Source organism: Methylobacterium sp. 1A (assembly GCF_058072805.1).
The window spans coordinates 1,986,591-2,002,896 of sequence record NZ_JBYQVE010000002.1 but is presented as its reverse complement, the minus strand read 5'-3'; the positions used below and the strand labels follow the sequence as shown (position 1 = coordinate 2,002,896).

The following is a 16,306-nucleotide window of genomic DNA, read 5'->3' as shown; positions in this document are numbered from 1 at the left end:
TCGGGGCCGCCCGGGCAGATGGGCGACCGGGTCCGGCGATCAAGGGATGCGCATGTCGGCGAGGACACGATCGTGGAAGCCCTTCACCGGGCCGGCATGGACCAGCTCCCACTCGTCGAGCACCATCCCCATCGTGGTCGAGGCCCCGCGCAGGTGCTGGGCGATCTGGAGGACGCGGTCGATGCAGTCCGCCGCGTGGAAGGCGCGGCCCTCGGCGGTGGCGTCGTCGGGCAGCACCGCGCGGGCGCGCTCGACCTGGGCCCGCAGGGGCGCGTCGAGTTCGGCGAGCGCCCAGGCGGTGGTGGTGGCCATGATCGGCCCGAGATGGTCGCCGAGCAGCATCTCGCCGGTGAAGCCGGCATCCGGCATCGCGGCGTTGTGGAAATGGTGGGCCATCGCGGCCAGGAACACGGTGCCGGGATCGGCCCGGTAGAACGGGCTGAGGCAGACGCCGTAGACCGCCACGATCAGGCAGTGCTCGGCGTGGTTCTCCGGCGGCTCCAGCAGGATCCGGGCGCGGCCGGGGCAGGTGACGCCCGCCCGCGGCTGCTGCGCCAGGGCGGCGACGAAGCCCGGCAGCGGCCCGGGCTGACCCGGCGGGCGCGGCGCGAGCCGCGCGCGCAGGCGGGCGCGGAGTTCCGGATCGAGGTTTTCGGTCACGGCGTCGAAGCCCGCCACCAGCACCGCGGCGGCCGCCGCGTCGGAGAGCCCCGCCGCGGTCAGGAAGGCGGCGTCGAGGTCGCAGAGGCGCGTCGCCGCCAGCGTGACGGCCGCGATGTCGAGGGCGACGTCGTCCGGCGCGCCGCCGCCGGTCAGCAGCCCCCAGCCCTGCGCGAACAGCCGCTCGGCGATCGAGCCCGTACGGCCCGCGGAGCGGACGCGCTTGAGGTCGTTCATCTCGACCAGAAGGTCGCGCAGCGCTTCCGGCGCGGCGCCGCCGGAACGGGGCGGCTCAGTCTCGCTTGGCATCGTCTCGTTCCGAAAAGCCGCCCCCTGGTTCTGACGAAACCTAGTGCACGCCCAGCCAGTCGTGGAGCATCTTCTCCTGCTTGTTGAAGGCGTGCTCCGGACCGTGGCCGTTCTTGACCATCGGGGCCTTGAAGAAGGTCGAGAGCTGCTCCTGCACGCCGCCGTCGCCGCGCTTGCTCGCGAGATCGAGGACGCGGGCGATCTCGATGACGAGCGGCGCGGCCAGGATCGAGTCCTTGCAGAGGAAGTTCACCTTGATCTGCATCCGCTGGCCCATGAAGCCGGTGACGTCGATGTTGTCCCAGGCCTCCTTGTCGTCGCCGCGCGGGCGGTAATAGTGGATGTGCACGAGGTGGTCCTCGACCGGGTAGCCGAGGATCGAGTCGAGCACCGTGCCCTTGGTGTTGAGCTTCGACTGCAGCGAGTTCGGATCGTTCAGGGCGAGGCCGTCGCGGTTGCCCAGGATGTTCGTCGAGAACCAGCCGTCGACGTGGAGGGCGCGCGCCTTGAAGGCGGGGGCCAGCACCGTCTTCATCATGGTCTGGCCGGTCTTGCCGTCCTTGCCGGCCACCGGGACGTTCAGCTCCTTGGCGAGGTCGAGGAGCGCCGGGACGTCGGCGGCGACGCTCGGGGTGAAGTTGGCGTAGGGGATGCCGCTCTTGATCGCCGCGTAGGCGTAGAGCATCGCCGGCGAGATCGCCTCGTCGCTCGAATCCAGGCCCTTCTCGAAGGCGGCGGTGGAGTTCAGGGTCGGGTCGCTGAGGTCGGGCCAGCGCTCCGTGGAGGCGAGGTTCACCACGACCACGTCGTCGAGGTTGCTCTCCTTCTGGAAGCGGCGGAGATCGTTGGCGATCACCGAGACCGCCTCGCGGTGGTCCTTGGCGACGATCCGGTTCTGACCGTCTATGTTCTTGCAGAACTTCGCGCTGCCGACCGCCGGCCAGGGCGTGATGCCCTTCAGGACCTGGGCGCCGTTCTCGATGTCGTCCTTCGAGAGCACGCCGTGCCCGCTCGCCGCGGAGGCGAGGTCGTCGCCGTTCAGGTCCCAGCCCCCGAAGACGAGGTCCTTGTAGTCGGCCATGCCGGCCACGGAGAGACCGGCGAGCGGCAGCCCGTCGAGACGGTTGGAGCCGGATTTGATCATCTCGATGCCGGCGATGGCGGTGGTGGCGACGGCGCCTCCCATGCCAACGAAGGCGACACCGACGCGGCGACCGGACTGCATGCTCATCGGAAACTGATGTCCTTGTGCGGACGCGGGTGGCGTCTTGAAGGGTCCGTCCTGAGACGGGAATTCACCCCCCCGGGGCCGTACCTAACTGGCTCGGCGGTGCTCCGTTCCAACCCGAATGCGACAACATCGCCCCGCCGTCGTCCCGCGCGCGGCCGGTCGGCCGCCGGTCGGCGGCGTTAACGGGGCCCTAAGCGGGAGGGTTAACCCTTCCTTGACCGTGCCACGCTTGGATCACGGGGCCGTCCCATTCTGGTCACGGCCGGCGTCGATAGGGCCGCCGCTTCCAGAAAAAACCCGGCCGTCAGAGCCGGGCGGACGCAAGGACCGATCTAGAAGAGGACCGATGATGGGGGTTTTCCCGGAGCCGGCGCGTTGCGCCGACGACGTGAACCGACTCGTGCCGCAGACCCTGACCGGCACGGGGCATTTCGAGGATGAAGCCGTGGCGTGGCTGCCGCGGGCCGGGCGCGACGCAGGGCGCCGGTCACTTCGCCGCACCGGCCTCGGCCGGATCTCCGGGACGCTGGCCCTGGGGCTCGTCGCCGGGTTCGGCCTGCCGCAGGCCGCCTTCGCGCCCGCCTACTTCGCGCCGGCCGCCCAGGCCCACGACCGGGTCGACACCAGCCCGCGCGCCGCTCAGGAACTCGCTCAACGCGCGTTCGAGCCCGCAGTTCCCGCCGAGGCGCCCGCGGCATCGGCAGAGGCACCGGCACCGGCACCGGCATCGGCACCGGCGAAGGATGCCTGGAACGGCCTGCCCCTGCCGGAGCAGGAGCCCGCCACCACGGCCCTGATCCAGGACGACCTCGCGGCCCTGCCGCGGGTGACGCAGGAGCAGGACGCGGTCAAGTTCGGCGAGCGCAGCGTGCCGCGCAAGGTGGTCGACACGATCGTCAAGGCCTCCGACGAGGCCGGCGTCGATCCCGTCTACATGATGGCGCTGGCCGACAAGGAATCGAGCTTCGACACCGCGGCGAAGGCCGCGACCTCCTCGGCGCAGGGCCTGTTCCAGTTCGTTGCCCGCACCTGGCTGGAGATGATCCGCGATTACGGCGCGCGCTACGGGCTCGCCGAGGAAGCCGCCGCCGTGAAGGGCCGGGGCGCCGCGATCACCGTGACGGGCAGCATGCGCGCCCGGGTGCTCGGCCTGCGCAACGACCCGCGCGTCGCCGCCCTGATGGCGGCCGAGCTGATCAAGCGCGACCGTGACCGGATCGAGGCCCGGGTCGGGCGCGCGCTCACCACGACCGAGCTGTACCTCGCCCATTTCCTCGGCACCGCGAGCGCCGGGCGCTTCCTGTCGCTCTCTTCCGAGAAGCCCGACGAGGTCGCCGGCCGCGAGTTTCGCACCGCGGCGCGGGCCAATCGCGGCCTGTTCACCGAGAAGACGGGCGGCAAGCGCCGCAGCCTGACCGTGTCCGAGCTGCACGACCGGATCGACGGCATGATCGACCGGCGGCTGACCCGCTATCAGGGCGTGGCGGCGGTCGCCGAGGCGCTCGACAGGGCGCCGGCTCAGAGCGACGTCGCCGCCACCGAGGAGACGGTTCCGGTGGCCGGCAACCGCCGCGTCGAGGTGACGGAGGCGCTGCCGCCGGACGGCGTGTGAGAACCGGATCGCGGTGCCGGCCCGCCTGAGCGGGCCGGCTCGCGGCATCGGGCCGCCGGATCCGCCGGCCGGGCGGCTCTCCCGGCCGCGGCCGCCGAGGAAGACTCCCGCGCCGGGCCGCGCCGGCCCGCGGCGTTCCGAAACGCCGGGGCGGGTCGGGCGCGGCGCAGCGAGGCCGGAAGCGGCTTTCGCCCGACCGTGGAGCGGCCTCAAAGCTCGGCTTTTAAGGCACTGTTAACCATAGCAAGACCAATCCTGTCGGCAGACTACTTCTCTTAGAGATGCTTGGCGCCGATGCCCCGCTACTTCATCGACCTGCACGACGGCTCCCAGCCGATCCACGATGAGGTCGGATTCGACCTGCCGGACCTTCCGGCGGCCCGCGCCAAGGTCACCCGGATCATGTCGGCGATCGCCCGCGACATGCTGCCGGAGGTCGAGCGCCAGGATTACGTGGCCTGCGTCCGCGACGGCGTCGGCAAGGTGGTCTACCGGGCGCGCCTGTCCCTCGCTGCCGAGATGGTGGAGTGAGCCGGCGCGCTCCGGCCGCCTGATGCGTCCCTACAGACGACGCTGAGCGACGTCCCTGAGACGGCGCCGAAGCCGCCCTGAGGCTCCCCGCCGCGCCGCGGCAGTGCTTGACCGGCCCCCGGTTCCGGCCATCTCGGACCCATGAAACGGCGCAGCCTGCTCACGGTCGCGAGTGCGGCCACGGTCATGACGCTCGGCGGCGTCGGCTACGCCGCGCACCGGCGCGGCCGGAACCCGTACTACCGCGGCCCGACCTCTGACCATTTCGACGGGTTGCGGTTCTTCCTGCCCGGTCAGTCCACCGACAAGGCGCTCCCCGACGTGCTGCGCTGGCAAGCCAAGCGGCAGCGCGAGCCCTGGCCCAAGAGCTTCCCCAGCCCCTACCCGGCCGACCGGCCGCCGGAGCGCGTCGAGGGCCTGCGGGTCGTGCTGATCGGCCACGCGAGCTACCTCGTGCAGGTCGCCGGCCGGAACATCCTGATCGACCCGGTCTTCGCCAAGCGCGCGAGCCCGGTCCGCTTCGCCGGGCCAAAGCGCGTCAACCCGCCGGGCATCGCCTTCGCCGACCTGCCGCCGATCGACGCGATCCTGGTCACCCACAACCACTACGACCATCTCGACGGGCCGAGCCTCGCCCGGCTCTGGCAGGCGCACCAGCCGCTGATCGTGGCGCCGCTGGGCAACGACACGATCCTGCGCGGCTACGACGACACGATGCATGTCGAGACCCGCGACTGGGGACAGTCGGTCGATCTCGGCGACGGGCTGCAGGTCCACCTGACGCCCGCGAACCACTGGTCGGCCCGGGGCGTCAACGACCGGCGCATGGCGCTGTGGTGCGCCTTCGTGATCACCTCGCCCCGCGGCGTGCACTACCATGTCGGCGACACCGGTTTCGGCGACGGCGCCCTCTTCTCCGACGTGCGGGCGCGGTTCGGGCCGCCGCGCCTCGCGACGCTGCCGATCGGCGCCTACGAGCCGCGCTGGTTCATGCAGGCGCAGCACGTCGACCCGGCCGAGGCGGTGAAGGTCTTCGGCCTGCTCGGCGCCGAGCAGGCGCTGGGCCACCACTGGGGCACGTTCCAACTCACCGACGAGGGCGTCGAGCGCCCCGCCGAGGCGCTGGCGGCGGCCCTCGGCGGGGCCGGCATCCCGGCCGAGCGCTTCGTCGCCCTGAGGCCCGGCCAGGTCTGGGAGGCCTGACCCCCGGGCTGTCCGGGGAACGCCGGCGGCCATTGGGCACGATGCGTGCATCATTCTGTATGCAGCATGGGGTGGAGGCCCGGGCCGCGCCGCCGCGCGCCCGAGGGCAGGTGCCGTTCCGTGCGGCGCCCGCGCCTTCAGCCGAGAGACACGATGAACCCGATCAAGCCGACACGCCGATCCCTGATGGCCGGGGGCGTCGCCCTGGCGGCGCTGGGGGCGGCGGGCCGCGCCGGCGCGCAGGGCGCGGCCCCCGGCACCCTGACCTACGGCATCTCCATGACCGACCTGCCGCTCACGACCGGCCAGCCGGACCGGGGCGCGGGTGGCTACCAGTTCACCGGACTGACCCTCTACGATCCCCTGGTCGCCTGGGAACTCGACGTCGCCGACCGGCCGGGCAAGATGGTGCCCGGCCTCGCCACCGCCTGGGAGGCCGACCCGGCCGACCCCAAGGTCTGGACCTTCCACCTGCGAGAGGGCGTGGCCTTCCACGACGGGTCGGCCTTCGATGCCGACGCGGTGATCTGGAACTTCGACAAGGTGCTGAACAAGGAGGCGCCGCATTTCGACCAGCGGCAGGCGTCCCAGGTCCGCCCGCGCCTGCCCGGCGTCGCGAGCTACCGGAAGGTCGACGCCAAGACCGTCCAGGTCGTCACCAAGACGCCCGACAGCCTGTTCCCCTACCAGATGCTCTGGTTCCTGATCTCGTCGCCGGCGCAGTACGAGAAGGTCGGGAAGGACTGGGCGAAGTTCGCCTTCGAGCCGTCGGGGACCGGGCCGTTCCGGATGGGGCAGCTGGTGCCGCGGGTGCGCCTCGAGCTGCTGCCGAACATCGGCTACTGGAACCCGAAGCGGGTCCCGAAGCTCGCGAAGCTGACCCTCGCCTGCGTGCCCGAGGACCTCGCCCGGGTGAACGCGCTCCTGTCCGGCAGCGTCGACCTGATCGAGACGCCCGCGCCCGACGCGGTGCCGCGCCTGAAGGCCGCCGGCATGCGGGTCGTGGGCAACGAGACGCCCCATGTCTGGAACTACCACCTGTCGATGGTGGAGGGCTCGCCCTGGCGCGACCTGCGCCTGCGCAAGGCCGCCAACCTCGCCATCGACCGCGCGGGCGTCGTCGAGCTGATGGGCGGCCTCGCCCAGCCCGCCGTCGGTCAGGTCCAGGAGTCGAGCCCGTGGTTCGGCAAGCCGGGCTTCAAGATCCGGACCGACGTCGAGGCGGCGCGCAAGCTCGTCGAGGAGGCCGGCTACTCGGTGAAGAACCCCGTGAAGGCCACGGTCCTGATCCCGACCGGCGGCACCGGGCAAATGCTGTCGCTGCCGATCAACGAGTTCGTCCAGCAGAGCTGGGCCGAGGTCGGCATCCAGGTGGCGTTCAAGACCGTCGAGTTGGAGGTGGCCTACACGGCGTGGCGCCAGGGCGCCGCGGATCCGAGCCTCAAGGGCGTCAGCGCCGGCAACATCGCCTACGTCACCTCCGACCCGTTCTACGCGATCCTGCGCTTCTACGATTCGCGGCAGATCGCGCCGAACGGCGTGAACTGGAGCCACTACCGCAACCCCGAGGTCGACGCCCTCTGCGACAAGGTGAAGGCGAGCCTCGACGTGGCCGAGCAGAACCGGCTGCTCGCGCGCATCCACGAAATCGTCGTGGACGATGCCGTGCAGGTCTGGGTCGTTCACGACACCAATCCGCACGCTCTGTCGTCGCGGGTGAAGAACTACGTCCAGGCGCAGCACTGGTTTCAGGACCTGGCGACGCTCGCCTGATCAGCCCGGATCTGTGTCGGCTCCGGGAAGAACGGGAGAACATCGGGAACGATCGGCGCGAGGACGGGTTGGACTCCGAACGCACGAAGGAGAGTCCCATGAAGACCCTGCTTGCCGGCGCCGTCCTGGCCGCCTCCCTGACGAGCGTCGTCCCCGCTGCGGCGCAGCGAATCGATATCGGTCCCGACGGGCCGAGTGTCGACCTGCGCTCCCGCGCCCAGCGGGATCGCGACTTCCGCCACGAAGAGTATCGGCGCGACCGCGCCTATGACGAGGATCGTCTCTACCGACGCCAGCGGTTCGACGACGACCGCCCGGTGACGCGACGCGGCTACGGATACTGAATCACCGCGCGAATCGCCTGTCGGCGATTGTGCGCTCTCTTCGGGGGTCGGCTCGCGCCGGCCCCTTTTTCTATGCCGCGTCTCCGAAGCGCGGCCCGGGACAGCACGCAACCCACAGGGTCGAATTTCGCACTTGCGGCACGGCGAGTCGGAGACTAGGAAGATCGAGCATTAAATTTCGGGAGCATCTGGCAATGACCTCACGTTTCATCAGTGGCTTCGCGGCGGTCACCCTCGCGGTGTGCGGCCTCTCCGCTCCGGCCGCTTTCGCCAAGCCGATGAGCGGAACGAGCGCCGTCAAGATGATCGACACCGACAACGACGGCACCGTCGACATGAAGGAAGTGGAGGCGGTGGCCTCGGCGACCTTCGACCGTCTCGAGAAGGACGCCGACGGCACCCTCGACGCCAAGGAGCTGAAGGGCCGCCTGAGCGCCTCCGGCGTGAAGCAGGCCGATCCGGACAGCGACGGCACGCTCGACAAGAAGGAGTACCTCGCGGCCGTCGGCGAGCGCTTCAAGCTGGCCGACCCGGACAACGACGGCACCCTCGACGCCAAGGAGCTGAACTCCAAGGCCGGCAAGGCTCTCCTGGCCCTCATCAAGTAAAACCGTCCGCGCGCTCCTGATGGAGCGTGGATGAGCGAGGCCTCCGCGGCGCTGACCGCGGGGGCCTTGCTGCGTTCATGGCGACCCTGAACCTTCGCCCGGACGCTCCGATCCATGGGGCCTGCACGTAAAAGTTGTGGATCGCGGCGATTGTTCTGCGGGCTCCGGCCGCTCCCGCGCCTGCGGAACATCCGACACCCCGTCCGACACCCCGTCCGACCGCCGCGGCGGCTGCGACGCTCGACCGCTCGCCGGGCGCGGTCGGAGGGAGTTGACGGTCCGCAACCTGTAGGTGCACCCTCGAGGTGGTTGAGGGACCAAGACGATGCGGAACGGCTCACCAGAGGACGACGGCAACGCGAGACGCCGCGCGAGACCGGTCGCGCTGACCGAGGGACCGCACGGCGCGGCGGCGGCGGACGGACGCGACCGGATTGCCGAGAGCCGGCCGGAGCGCGCGGACGCGGAGCCGGCGGCAACGCTCGGCGATCTCGGCGACGCCCTGCTCGCGGCCTATCGGCTGGCCGAGCAGGACGGCGACGCGCTGACCGTGTCGCTGCTCGGGCAGGCGCTGCTGCGGACCGGGCGGCGCCTGGCGCGCGGGATGTCGCCCGCCGATGTCGGGATCGCCTGCCACTGAAGCGGCGCGCGGTCCCGGACGCTCGGGCGACTGACGGGACGGCGCCGCTGCGGCCCGCCTACGCGCCCGGCGCGGCGCGGTCGAGGAAGGCGCGCAGGTAGCCGCCGACCGCCTCGGCGCGCTCGACGGCGAGCAGGTGCGCCGCCCGGGGCAGCACGACGAGTTCGGCCTGAGCGATGCCGCCGCAGATCTCCTCGGCCATGGCCGGGGGCGTCGAGGGATCGTCGCGGCCGGCGATCACCAGGGTCGGCGCGGTGATGGCTCCGAGCGCCGGACGGAGATCCATGCGCCCGATCGCCCCGCAGCACACCGCGTAGCCGGCCGGATCGCAGGCCAGGAATCGCTCGCGGACAGCCCGCACCGTCTCGGGGGCGCGCTCCGCGAAACCCGGCGTGAACCAGCGCCCCAGCGTCGCCTCGACCACGGCCGCCGTCCCCTGGGCGCGCACGGTCGCGGCGCGCTCGTCCCAGCTCTGCAGGCTCGGCAGGAAGGCCGCCGTCGCCATCAGGGTGGCGCTGAGCGCGCGTCCGGGATCGGCGCTCGCCTGCGCCTGCACGGTCATCCCGCCGAGCGAGAGGCCGACGAGATGGGCGCGTCCGATGCCGAGGGCGTCCAGAAGGCCCGCGAGATCGCCGGCCAGATCCGCGATCGCGACCGGCCGGTCGCGCGTCTCCGACCCGCCGTGGCCGCGCGTGTCGTAGCGCAGCGTCCGGTAACGCCCCGTCAGCGCGGGCACCAGCGCGTCCCACATCTCCAGGGTCGCCCCCAGCGAGTTCGAGAAAGCGACGACCGGGGCGTCCTCCGGGCCCTCGAGGTGGTAGCGGAGGCCGAGTCCTCCGACGGTGATCTGCGGCATGCGGCTCTCTCCGGTTCGGGCTCTCGAGGATGTCAGGCCGCCGGGCGGCGGGGCGGAGCTGGCGGGCAACGCGGCCTCCCGGACGGATCTCAGGCGCGACCGAGGGGAATCAGGCCCCAGCCGCGCTCGTGGAGGTAGTACAGCACGGTCTTGGTCACGGTCTCGGTCGAGGCGATCGAGCCGGCGACCAGCACGCTGCCGGTGAACAGGTAGGACAGCAGCAGTGTGTCGAGGCTCCCGACGACGCGCCAGCTCACGGCCTTGGCGATCGAGCGGAGGCGGCTCTCCCCGGCCGGGGGCGCGCGCGTCCGTGCGGGCTCGGGTGCGCGGGCATCGCGGGTTGGGACGTCGTCGGCGGGCATGCGGGCTCCCTGCGGTCGATCCGAAACGCGCGCGGTGGCGCGGTCCATTATGGGGCGGCGCACCGGATGCTGCCCCGCCGGATCGCCCGGCGCGCGGATGACGATGCCGCGAGCCCCGCGCTCCGGAGGAGCGTCTTCAACATGGGTCAATGCGCCGGCGGCCGAAACGCTCGACAAGAGCGGTGCGAGCACAGCGGAGACCGGGGATGCACGAGCCTGCGATGGGCGACGCCGCGATCCAACCGGCGGAGTTCTGGGACACGGTCGGCGGCCTCGTGACCGCCAAGGTCGAGCCGGTGATCGGCCGAGCCGACAAGCAGCGTGGTCCCCTCATCGACTACCTGCGCGACCTGGAGGCCCTGGCGCGGCGCCAGTGCTCCAGCCGCGAGACGGTCCAGATCATCGCCTCGGGCCGGCGGCTCCTCGGAGACCGGAGCGAGATCGGGCCGTCGGACGGACCGTTCACCCGCGCCTGAGCCGGGCACCCGGCGGAGCCGCCCGCGCCATCCGCGACCGGACCAGATAGATCGCGGCCGCGACCGCCCAGGCCGCGCAGGTCGGCGCCACCCACTGCTGCAGATTCGGCAGGGACCAGCCGTACAGGAACTCGGCGCCGAGATGCGCCTGAACGGCGTCCCAGCCCGCGTGCTTGAGGGCGTGTTCCCGCTGCCCGGCCTCGCGGCCGTAATAGTAGGTCGAGACCACGAGCGCCGCGACGCCTTCCGGTCGGGGACTGCGCAGCAGGAGCAGAACGGCCGCCATTCCGGCGGTCTCGGGGATCGCCGTCAGGGCGTGGCTCATCGCCGGGTTCGCGACCATGAAGGCGACGAGCGTTCCGAGCATGGGCGGCGCTTACACCAATCCCGGCGCGGCGTCAGCGGCACTCCGGACCCGCGCCTGCATCCCCGCGGGCGCCGCGCGGTTGACGGTGCGGGACCGGAACAACGGAGCCGCGCATGAGCGACACCTACGACCTCGGCCGCTTCGTCGCCGCGCAGGAGGGCGTCTACGGGCGCGCCCTGGCGGAGTTGCAGGCCGGCGACAAGCGCAGCCACTGGATGTGGTTCATCTTCCCGCAGATCGCCGGGCTCGGCGCGAGCCCGATGGCGCAGCGCTACGCCATCGGGTCTCTCGCGGAGGCGCAGGCCTACGCGGCGCACCCGGTGCTCGGCGCGCGCCTGCGCGCCTGCACGGCGGCCGTCAACGCCGTCGCCGGGCGCTCGGCCCACGCGATCTTCGGCTCGCCCGACGATCTGAAGTTCCGCTCCAGCATGACGCTGTTCGCCCGCGCCGTGCCGGGCGAGCCGGTCTTCGCCGACGCGCTTGCGCGCTACTTCGACGGCGTCCCCGACCCGCGGACGCTGGCGAAGCTCGGGGCAGGCTAGCGCCTCACCGGCCCCACAGCCCGACCCGCTCGGCGCGCGCCTGCTCCTCCGCGCCCAGGAGGTCCGGCGGGGCGTCCTCGGAGGCGCGGGCGCCGCCCGCGGCCAGGATCAGCCCGGCGAGGTCGTCGCCCTCGATGCGGCAGCGGGCCGTGGCCCCGTCGGACAGGCCGGTGCAGACCACCTCGCGGCGGCGCAGGTAGCTGGCGAGCTGGCGGGCGAGATGGCCGCGCTCGCCGACCACGCCGAGGAGGCGCACGACCCGCCCGCGCAGGTTGAGGGTGCCGGTATCGATCACCTCCGGCACGCCGCGGACCTCGCCGGCCGCGACAGGTTCGGCCGCGGGCGCGGCGGCGGCCCGGGCCGGCTCGGCCCGCTCCGCCGAGGGGCGGGCCTTGCCCTTCGCGAGCTTCTCGGCGGCCCGCTGGACGAAGTCGTGGAAGATCCCGGCCGGCATCTCGCCGCCGAACATGCGGTTCATCGGGCTGTCGTCGTCGTTGCCGACCCAGATCCCGACCACGAGGTCGGGGGTCATGCCGACGAACCACGCGTCGCGGAAATCCTGGCTCGTGCCGGTCTTGCCGCCGATGATCTGGCCGGGCACCCGCGCGGCGCGGCCGGTACCGGATTCCACCACCGCCTGCAGCGAATCGAGCATCATGGTGCGCGGTTCCTGCGCCAGCATCGGGCCCGGGCCCGCGTCGGCGCGGACGTAGAGCGGCTGCGGCGCGGCCCCGCGGATCGCCTGGATGCCGTAGGACTGGAGCGGGGTGCGCCCGGACAGGACCGAGCCGTAGGCGCGGGTCATCTCCAGGAGGCTCACGGCGCCCGAGCCGAGGACGAGGCTCGGCACGTTGGGCAGGTCCGACTGGATCCCGAGCTTGCGGGCGGTGGCGATCACCGCCGGGATGCCGACATCCTGCCCGAGCTGGGCCGCCACGGTGTTGATCGAGAGCGCGAAGGCGGTCCGCAGGGGCACGGGCCCCCGGTAGCGGCCGTCGTCGTTCTCGGGCTGCCAGTCGCCGATCTGGACCGGGCGGTCGACCATCACGGATTCCGGCGTGTAGCCCTTCTCGTAGGCCGTCAGGTAGGCGAGGAGCTTGAACAGGGAGCCGGGCTGGCGCTTGGCCTGGACGGCGCGGTTGAACTGGCTGTCCTCGTAGTCGCGGCCGCCGACCATGGCGAGGATCGCGCCCTCCTTCGACAGCACCACCATGGCGGCCTGGCCGACCTTGCGGCGGGCACCGTCCTTGCGGCGGGCACCGTCCTTGTCGAGGCGGCGGGCCACGACGCCCTCGGCGAGGCTCTGCAGGTCGAGGTTGAGGGTCGAGCGCACCGTCATGTCGCCGTCGGTGCCGGCGAGGCGCTTCACGTCGCCCGCGATCATGTCGAGGAAGTAGTTGGTGCCGGGCGGCGCCTCGGGGGGCGATTTCAGGGTCACGCTCTGCTTGCGCGCGGCGTCGGCCTCGGCCTGCGAGATCGCGCCGGTCTCGACCATGGCCTGGAGCACCACGTCGGCGCGCTCCTTGGCGCCCCCGAGGTTGCGGGTCGGGGCGAGCTGCGAGGGCGCCCGCACCAGACCGGCCAGCATCGCCGATTCCGGCAGGTTCAGCGCCTTGGCGGGCTTGCCGAAGTAGCGCCGCGCCGCCGCGTCCGCCCCGTAGGCGCCGGCGCCGAAATACGCGGAGTCGAGGTAGCCGAGCAGGATCGCGTCCTTGCTCATGGTCGACTCGACCCGCAGCGCCAGGAAGGCTTCCTGCACCTTCCGCCAGAGCGTCTTCTCCTGGTTGAGGGAGGTCAGGCGGACATATTGCTGGGTGATGGTCGAGCCGCCCTCGCGCACGCCGCCGCCGCGGAGATTGCGCCACGCCGCCCGGACGAGGCCGCGCAGGTCGATGCCCCAGTGGCTGTAGAAGCGGCGGTCCTCGATCGCCACGATCGCCTGGGCGAGGTGCGGCGGCAGGTCGGCCGCGGTGAGCTTCTGGCCGCGGAAGCTGCCGCGGGTGGCGAAGACCCGGCCGTCGTCGGCCTCGACGGTGATCGCCCGCTGGCCAGTCTCGACCACGGCGCCGCCCAGCGGCGGCAGGCTCACGAAGGCCGCGAACAGGTAGATCGCCAGCGCCAGGGCCGGCAGCAGGACCACCAGGGCGGCGGCGAGCAGGGCCGGGTGCCGGCGGCCGAGGATCGGCCGGGAACGCCGGTTCAGGGCGCGCGCGTCCGTCTCGGCGACGGCGGGCGGGCGCTCCGCCGGTGCCCGTCGCGCCCGCGCCGCGCGCTCCGCCGCGCGGGCCGACAGGGCCCGGCCGGTCCGCGCGAGGCCGAGCCCGGCCGCGGCGAGGAGGGTCCGGAGATGGCGCGCGAGGTCGCGCGCGGCCCGCCCGGCCTCCCGGGCGGCGAGCCGCGGGTCCGGGGCGTCGGCGGCGGGGTCCGGCTTCGGCGGTTTCGGCCCGTCGGCCGGGGCGCGTTCCGGCGCGTCGGGCGTCATCGTGGTGCGTGTTCCGGGACCGGCCGATCCGGCCGACCGAGCCTTCTAAGCCGCATCCGTCGCGGTGTCCCGCAGCCGTTGGGTCGCGGGACGGGCGGCGCGTCGATCGCGCCGCCACCGTGTGGATCGGGCCACGGGGCCCGATCCGGTCCCGGCCGGCTCACCGGCCGAGCGGCGCTCCCGGACCGACGGCGCCGTGCTGGGCGCGCAGCTTGAAGGCCAGGATCAGCAGGAGGATGCCGAAGGCGAAGGTGTAGGAGCCGATCCACCACGTCAGCACCAGGGCCGACATGCCCGGGTTGATGAGCAGCGCGAGGCCGAACAGGATCGACACGACGCCACCGAGGCCCAGCCACCAGCGCCCGTAATGGAGGTGCAGGCGGAAGGCGGCGGCGATCATCAGGCCGCCGGTGACCAGCGCCCACGCGGCGAGCAGCAGCACGAAGGCCCAGACGGCCGCGGCCGGCACCAGCACCGCGGCGACGCCCACCACGATGTCGACGAGGCCCTCGACCAGCATGAAGCCCCAGCGCTCGTGGCGCTGCGCGGCCCGGACCGCGCCGACGACGGCGACGACGCCGTCGACGAGCATGTAGGCGGCGAAGAACAGGACCAGGGACAGCACGAAGGCGCCCGGCGCGATGAACGCGATCGCCCCGAACAGGACCGCGATGACGCCGCGCAGGGCGACGAGCCACCAGTTCCGCGCCAGGGCCGCACTCATGGCGTCGAGGCGCGCCGCGCCGACGAGCGGGATGCCGGAGGGGGCGGTCGCGGGGCCGGAACCGGGGCGGTTCGGCGTCGGGGATGGGCTGCTGGTCATGGCGAACTCCTGGGCCTTGAGGCCGGGAACGGCAAAGGTTCCGGGCGCAGAACGCCGCAGTGCGGCATGCGTTCCTAGGCGGGCTGATCCGCGCGTGGAACCTTGGGCCTGCGGCCGGCTTTTGCTGCCTGAGACGGGCGATGCGACAAGCCCGGTCACCCCCGGGTGGCCGGCCCATCGGGCGACGACTTTCCATGTTCGACGATCAGCGGCACCTCTCCGAGGACGAGGCGCGCCCGCGGCCGGCCGACGGCCGGGCCGTCGCGCGCGAGCGCGACGTGCTCGATCTCAACCGCGCCGCGCCGGCCGCGGACCGCGAGTCCGACCGGGACACCGCGCGCAAGCCCGGCGCGGACGAGGCCGACGGCGCGCCCGAGGCGCGGGACAGGCAGGCCGATGACGACGCGGCGGATTCCGACGACGACGGGGACGAGGCGCGGCGCCCCAACGTCCTGCGGCGCCACCCGCTCGCATTCCTGCTCGGCGGGCTTGCGGTCGTCGCGCTCTGCGTCGGCGTGTTCTTCTACTGGCTGCTCTACATGCACCCCTACGAGAGCACCGACGACGCCTTCGTCGACGCGCGCAGCATCTCGATCCAGCCGAAGGTCGGCGGCTACCTCGTGGACGTGCCGGTCACCGACAACCAGCACGTCGAGGCCGGCCAGATCCTCTTCCAGGTCTTCCAGCGCGACTACGACATCGCCCTCGACCAGGCGAAGGCGCAGGTCGCCGCCGACGAGGCCGGCATCAAGAACATCGACGCGCAGATCCAGGCGCAGTACGCCAACATCGAGGTGTCCAAGGCGCAGGTCGCCACCGCCGAGGCGGCGCTGAAGTTCGCCCAGGAGGACGCGGCCCGCTACAAGGACCTCGCCGAGCGCGGCTCCGGCTCGGTCCAGCAGTCGCAGTCGGCGACCTCGACGCTGCAGCAGCGGCAGGCGGCGGTCCAGAGCGCCAATGCCAGCGTGGTCGCCGCGCAGAAGCAGGTCGGCTCGCTCCAGGCCCAGAAGGCCTCGACCCAGGCGCAGCTCGGCCGCGACCGGGCGCAGGTCGAGCAGGCCGAGCTGAACCTCGGCTACACGACGGTCCGCGCCGTGCAGGCCGGCCGCGTCGTGCGGCTCACCGGCGGCGTCGGCCAGCTCGCCCAGGCCGGCCAGACCCTGGCGATGTTCGTGCCCGACGACATCTGGGTGACGGCGAACTTCAAGGAGACGCAGATCACCGACATGCGGCCGGGCCAGCCGGTCGACATCGAGATCGACGCGTATCCCGGCCGCAAGATCCAGGGCACGGTGGCCTCGGTGCAGCCGGGCTCGGGCACGGCCTTCAGCCTGCTGCCGGCGCAGAACGCCACCGGCAACTACGTGAAGGTGACTCAGCGCATCCCGGTCAAGATCGTGGTCAAGACCTGGCCGACGGACGTGTCGATCGGCCCGGGCATGTCGATCGTCCCGACCGTCACGGTGCGGTGAGCGCCGTGGCCGGCC

The 16,306-nt window shown here is 72.4% G+C and carries 17 protein-coding genes; 10 read left to right on the top strand and 7 right to left on the bottom strand.

The annotated features are described in order from the left end of the window. Positions 1–39: 39 nt before the first annotated feature. Both ACX9MN_RS29515 and ACX9MN_RS29510 read right to left on the bottom strand, forming a co-directional pair. The gene (locus tag ACX9MN_RS29515; RefSeq protein ID WP_489726158.1) at positions 40–969 is read right to left on the bottom strand and encodes a hypothetical protein; all 930 of its coding nucleotides are present in this window, start codon (positions 967–969) and stop codon (positions 40–42) included. Between the two features lie 40 nt (positions 970–1,009). After that, on the bottom strand, positions 1,010–2,200 hold the full coding sequence (locus ACX9MN_RS29510; RefSeq protein ID WP_489726157.1) for an inositol-3-phosphate synthase: 1,191 nt from the start codon (positions 2,198–2,200) through the stop codon (positions 1,010–1,012). 349 nt (positions 2,201–2,549) lie between these two features. Between ACX9MN_RS29510 and ACX9MN_RS29505 the strand changes: the two genes are divergently transcribed. The 7 genes from ACX9MN_RS29505 (at position 2,550) to ACX9MN_RS29475 (ending at position 8,911) form a co-directional block, all read left to right on the top strand. Continuing rightward, the gene (locus ACX9MN_RS29505; RefSeq protein WP_489726367.1) at positions 2,550–3,812 is read left to right on the top strand and encodes a transglycosylase SLT domain-containing protein; all 1,263 of its coding nucleotides are present in this window, start codon (positions 2,550–2,552) and stop codon (positions 3,810–3,812) included. Between the two features lie 294 nt (positions 3,813–4,106). Further along, entirely contained in the window at positions 4,107–4,343 is a 237-nt protein-coding gene (locus ACX9MN_RS29500; protein WP_020092591.1) for a DUF6894 family protein, read from the top strand. Between the two features lie 141 nt (positions 4,344–4,484). After that, positions 4,485–5,546: an MBL fold metallo-hydrolase gene (locus ACX9MN_RS29495; RefSeq protein WP_020092592.1), complete on the top strand. Its 1,062-nt coding sequence runs from the start codon at positions 4,485–4,487 to the stop codon at positions 5,544–5,546. 153 nt (positions 5,547–5,699) lie between these two features. Beyond that, positions 5,700–7,319: an ABC transporter substrate-binding protein gene (locus ACX9MN_RS29490; RefSeq protein ID WP_100251419.1), complete on the top strand. Its 1,620-nt coding sequence runs from the start codon at positions 5,700–5,702 to the stop codon at positions 7,317–7,319. A 98-nt stretch (positions 7,320–7,417) separates the two neighbouring features. Next, positions 7,418–7,663 carry a hypothetical protein gene (locus ACX9MN_RS29485; RefSeq protein ID WP_489726156.1) on the top strand — a complete coding sequence of 82 codons (246 nt, stop codon included), beginning with the start codon at positions 7,418–7,420 and terminating at the stop codon, positions 7,661–7,663. Positions 7,664–7,857: 194 nt separating this feature from the next. Then, the gene (lanM, locus tag ACX9MN_RS29480) at positions 7,858–8,271 is read left to right on the top strand and encodes a lanmodulin LanM (RefSeq protein WP_020092595.1); all 414 of its coding nucleotides are present in this window, start codon (positions 7,858–7,860) and stop codon (positions 8,269–8,271) included. 325 nt (positions 8,272–8,596) lie between these two features. Next, entirely contained in the window at positions 8,597–8,911 is a 315-nt protein-coding gene (locus ACX9MN_RS29475) for a hypothetical protein (protein WP_489726155.1), read from the top strand. A 58-nt stretch (positions 8,912–8,969) separates the two neighbouring features. On the opposite strand, the gene pcaD is transcribed toward ACX9MN_RS29475, so the two are convergent. Together pcaD and ACX9MN_RS29465 are read right to left on the bottom strand one after the other, a co-directional pair. Next, on the bottom strand, positions 8,970–9,767 hold the full coding sequence (gene pcaD, locus ACX9MN_RS29470; protein ID WP_489726154.1) for a 3-oxoadipate enol-lactonase: 798 nt from the start codon (positions 9,765–9,767) through the stop codon (positions 8,970–8,972). Positions 9,768–9,856: 89 nt separating this feature from the next. Further along, the gene (locus ACX9MN_RS29465; protein WP_020092598.1) at positions 9,857–10,129 is read right to left on the bottom strand and encodes a DUF2061 domain-containing protein; all 273 of its coding nucleotides are present in this window, start codon (positions 10,127–10,129) and stop codon (positions 9,857–9,859) included. A gap of 206 nt (positions 10,130–10,335) precedes the next feature. On the opposite strand from ACX9MN_RS29465, the gene ACX9MN_RS29460 reads away from it, so the two are divergent. Then, entirely contained in the window at positions 10,336–10,605 is a 270-nt protein-coding gene (locus ACX9MN_RS29460) for a hypothetical protein (protein WP_026604840.1), read from the top strand. On the opposite strand, the gene ACX9MN_RS29455 is transcribed toward ACX9MN_RS29460, so the two are convergent. Next, positions 10,592–10,972: a hypothetical protein gene (locus ACX9MN_RS29455; RefSeq protein WP_447681644.1), complete on the bottom strand. Its 381-nt coding sequence runs from the start codon at positions 10,970–10,972 to the stop codon at positions 10,592–10,594. The genes ACX9MN_RS29460 and ACX9MN_RS29455 overlap by 14 nt on opposite strands. Positions 10,973–11,085: 113 nt before the next feature. Here ACX9MN_RS29455 and ACX9MN_RS29450 point away from each other — a divergent pair, with 113 nt between their 5' ends. Then, positions 11,086–11,514 (top strand): DUF1810 domain-containing protein, encoded by a 429-nt coding sequence (locus tag ACX9MN_RS29450; protein ID WP_020092601.1) that lies wholly within the window; start codon positions 11,086–11,088, stop codon positions 11,512–11,514. A gap of 4 nt (positions 11,515–11,518) precedes the next feature. Here ACX9MN_RS29450 and ACX9MN_RS29445 read toward each other — a convergent pair whose 3' ends face one another. Both ACX9MN_RS29445 and ACX9MN_RS29440 read right to left on the bottom strand, forming a co-directional pair. Then, positions 11,519–13,996, bottom strand: a complete 2,478-nt coding sequence (locus ACX9MN_RS29445) for a PBP1A family penicillin-binding protein (RefSeq protein WP_489726153.1) — start codon at positions 13,994–13,996, stop codon at positions 11,519–11,521. A gap of 160 nt (positions 13,997–14,156) precedes the next feature. Continuing rightward, on the bottom strand, positions 14,157–14,819 hold the full coding sequence (locus ACX9MN_RS29440; RefSeq protein WP_100251413.1) for an HdeD family acid-resistance protein: 663 nt from the start codon (positions 14,817–14,819) through the stop codon (positions 14,157–14,159). 194 nt (positions 14,820–15,013) lie between these two features. Between ACX9MN_RS29440 and ACX9MN_RS29435 the strand changes: the two genes are divergently transcribed. Next, positions 15,014–16,291, top strand: coding sequence for an HlyD family secretion protein (locus ACX9MN_RS29435; RefSeq protein WP_489726152.1), 1,278 nt, complete (start codon positions 15,014–15,016; stop codon positions 16,289–16,291). Positions 16,292–16,306: the final 15 nt, after the last annotated feature.

Coding starts and splice junctions, on each gene's coding strand:
- lanM (WP_020092595.1), top strand. CDS start 7,858: ATGACCTCACGTTTCATCAGTGGCTTCGCGGCGGTCACCCTCGCGGTG.
- ACX9MN_RS29490 (WP_100251419.1), top strand. CDS start 5,700: ATGAACCCGATCAAGCCGACACGCCGATCCCTGATGGCCGGGGGCGTC.
- ACX9MN_RS29495 (WP_020092592.1), top strand. CDS start 4,485: ATGAAACGGCGCAGCCTGCTCACGGTCGCGAGTGCGGCCACGGTCATG.
- ACX9MN_RS29445 (WP_489726153.1), bottom strand. CDS start 13,996: ATGACGCCCGACGCGCCGGAACGCGCCCCGGCCGACGGGCCGAAACCG.
- ACX9MN_RS29510 (WP_489726157.1), bottom strand. CDS start 2,200: ATGAGCATGCAGTCCGGTCGCCGCGTCGGTGTCGCCTTCGTTGGCATG.
- ACX9MN_RS29475 (WP_489726155.1), top strand. CDS start 8,597: ATGCGGAACGGCTCACCAGAGGACGACGGCAACGCGAGACGCCGCGCG.
- ACX9MN_RS29465 (WP_020092598.1), bottom strand. CDS start 10,129: ATGCCCGCCGACGACGTCCCAACCCGCGATGCCCGCGCACCCGAGCCC.
- pcaD (WP_489726154.1), bottom strand. CDS start 9,767: ATGCCGCAGATCACCGTCGGAGGACTCGGCCTCCGCTACCACCTCGAG.
- ACX9MN_RS29460 (WP_026604840.1), top strand. CDS start 10,336: ATGCACGAGCCTGCGATGGGCGACGCCGCGATCCAACCGGCGGAGTTC.
- ACX9MN_RS29515 (WP_489726158.1), bottom strand. CDS start 969: ATGCCAAGCGAGACTGAGCCGCCCCGTTCCGGCGGCGCCGCGCCGGAA.
- ACX9MN_RS29500 (WP_020092591.1), top strand. CDS start 4,107: ATGCCCCGCTACTTCATCGACCTGCACGACGGCTCCCAGCCGATCCAC.
- ACX9MN_RS29440 (WP_100251413.1), bottom strand. CDS start 14,819: ATGACCAGCAGCCCATCCCCGACGCCGAACCGCCCCGGTTCCGGCCCC.
- ACX9MN_RS29435 (WP_489726152.1), top strand. CDS start 15,014: ATGTTCGACGATCAGCGGCACCTCTCCGAGGACGAGGCGCGCCCGCGG.
- ACX9MN_RS29505 (WP_489726367.1), top strand. CDS start 2,550: ATGGGGGTTTTCCCGGAGCCGGCGCGTTGCGCCGACGACGTGAACCGA.
- ACX9MN_RS29485 (WP_489726156.1), top strand. CDS start 7,418: ATGAAGACCCTGCTTGCCGGCGCCGTCCTGGCCGCCTCCCTGACGAGC.
- ACX9MN_RS29450 (WP_020092601.1), top strand. CDS start 11,086: ATGAGCGACACCTACGACCTCGGCCGCTTCGTCGCCGCGCAGGAGGGC.
- ACX9MN_RS29455 (WP_447681644.1), bottom strand. CDS start 10,972: ATGCTCGGAACGCTCGTCGCCTTCATGGTCGCGAACCCGGCGATGAGC.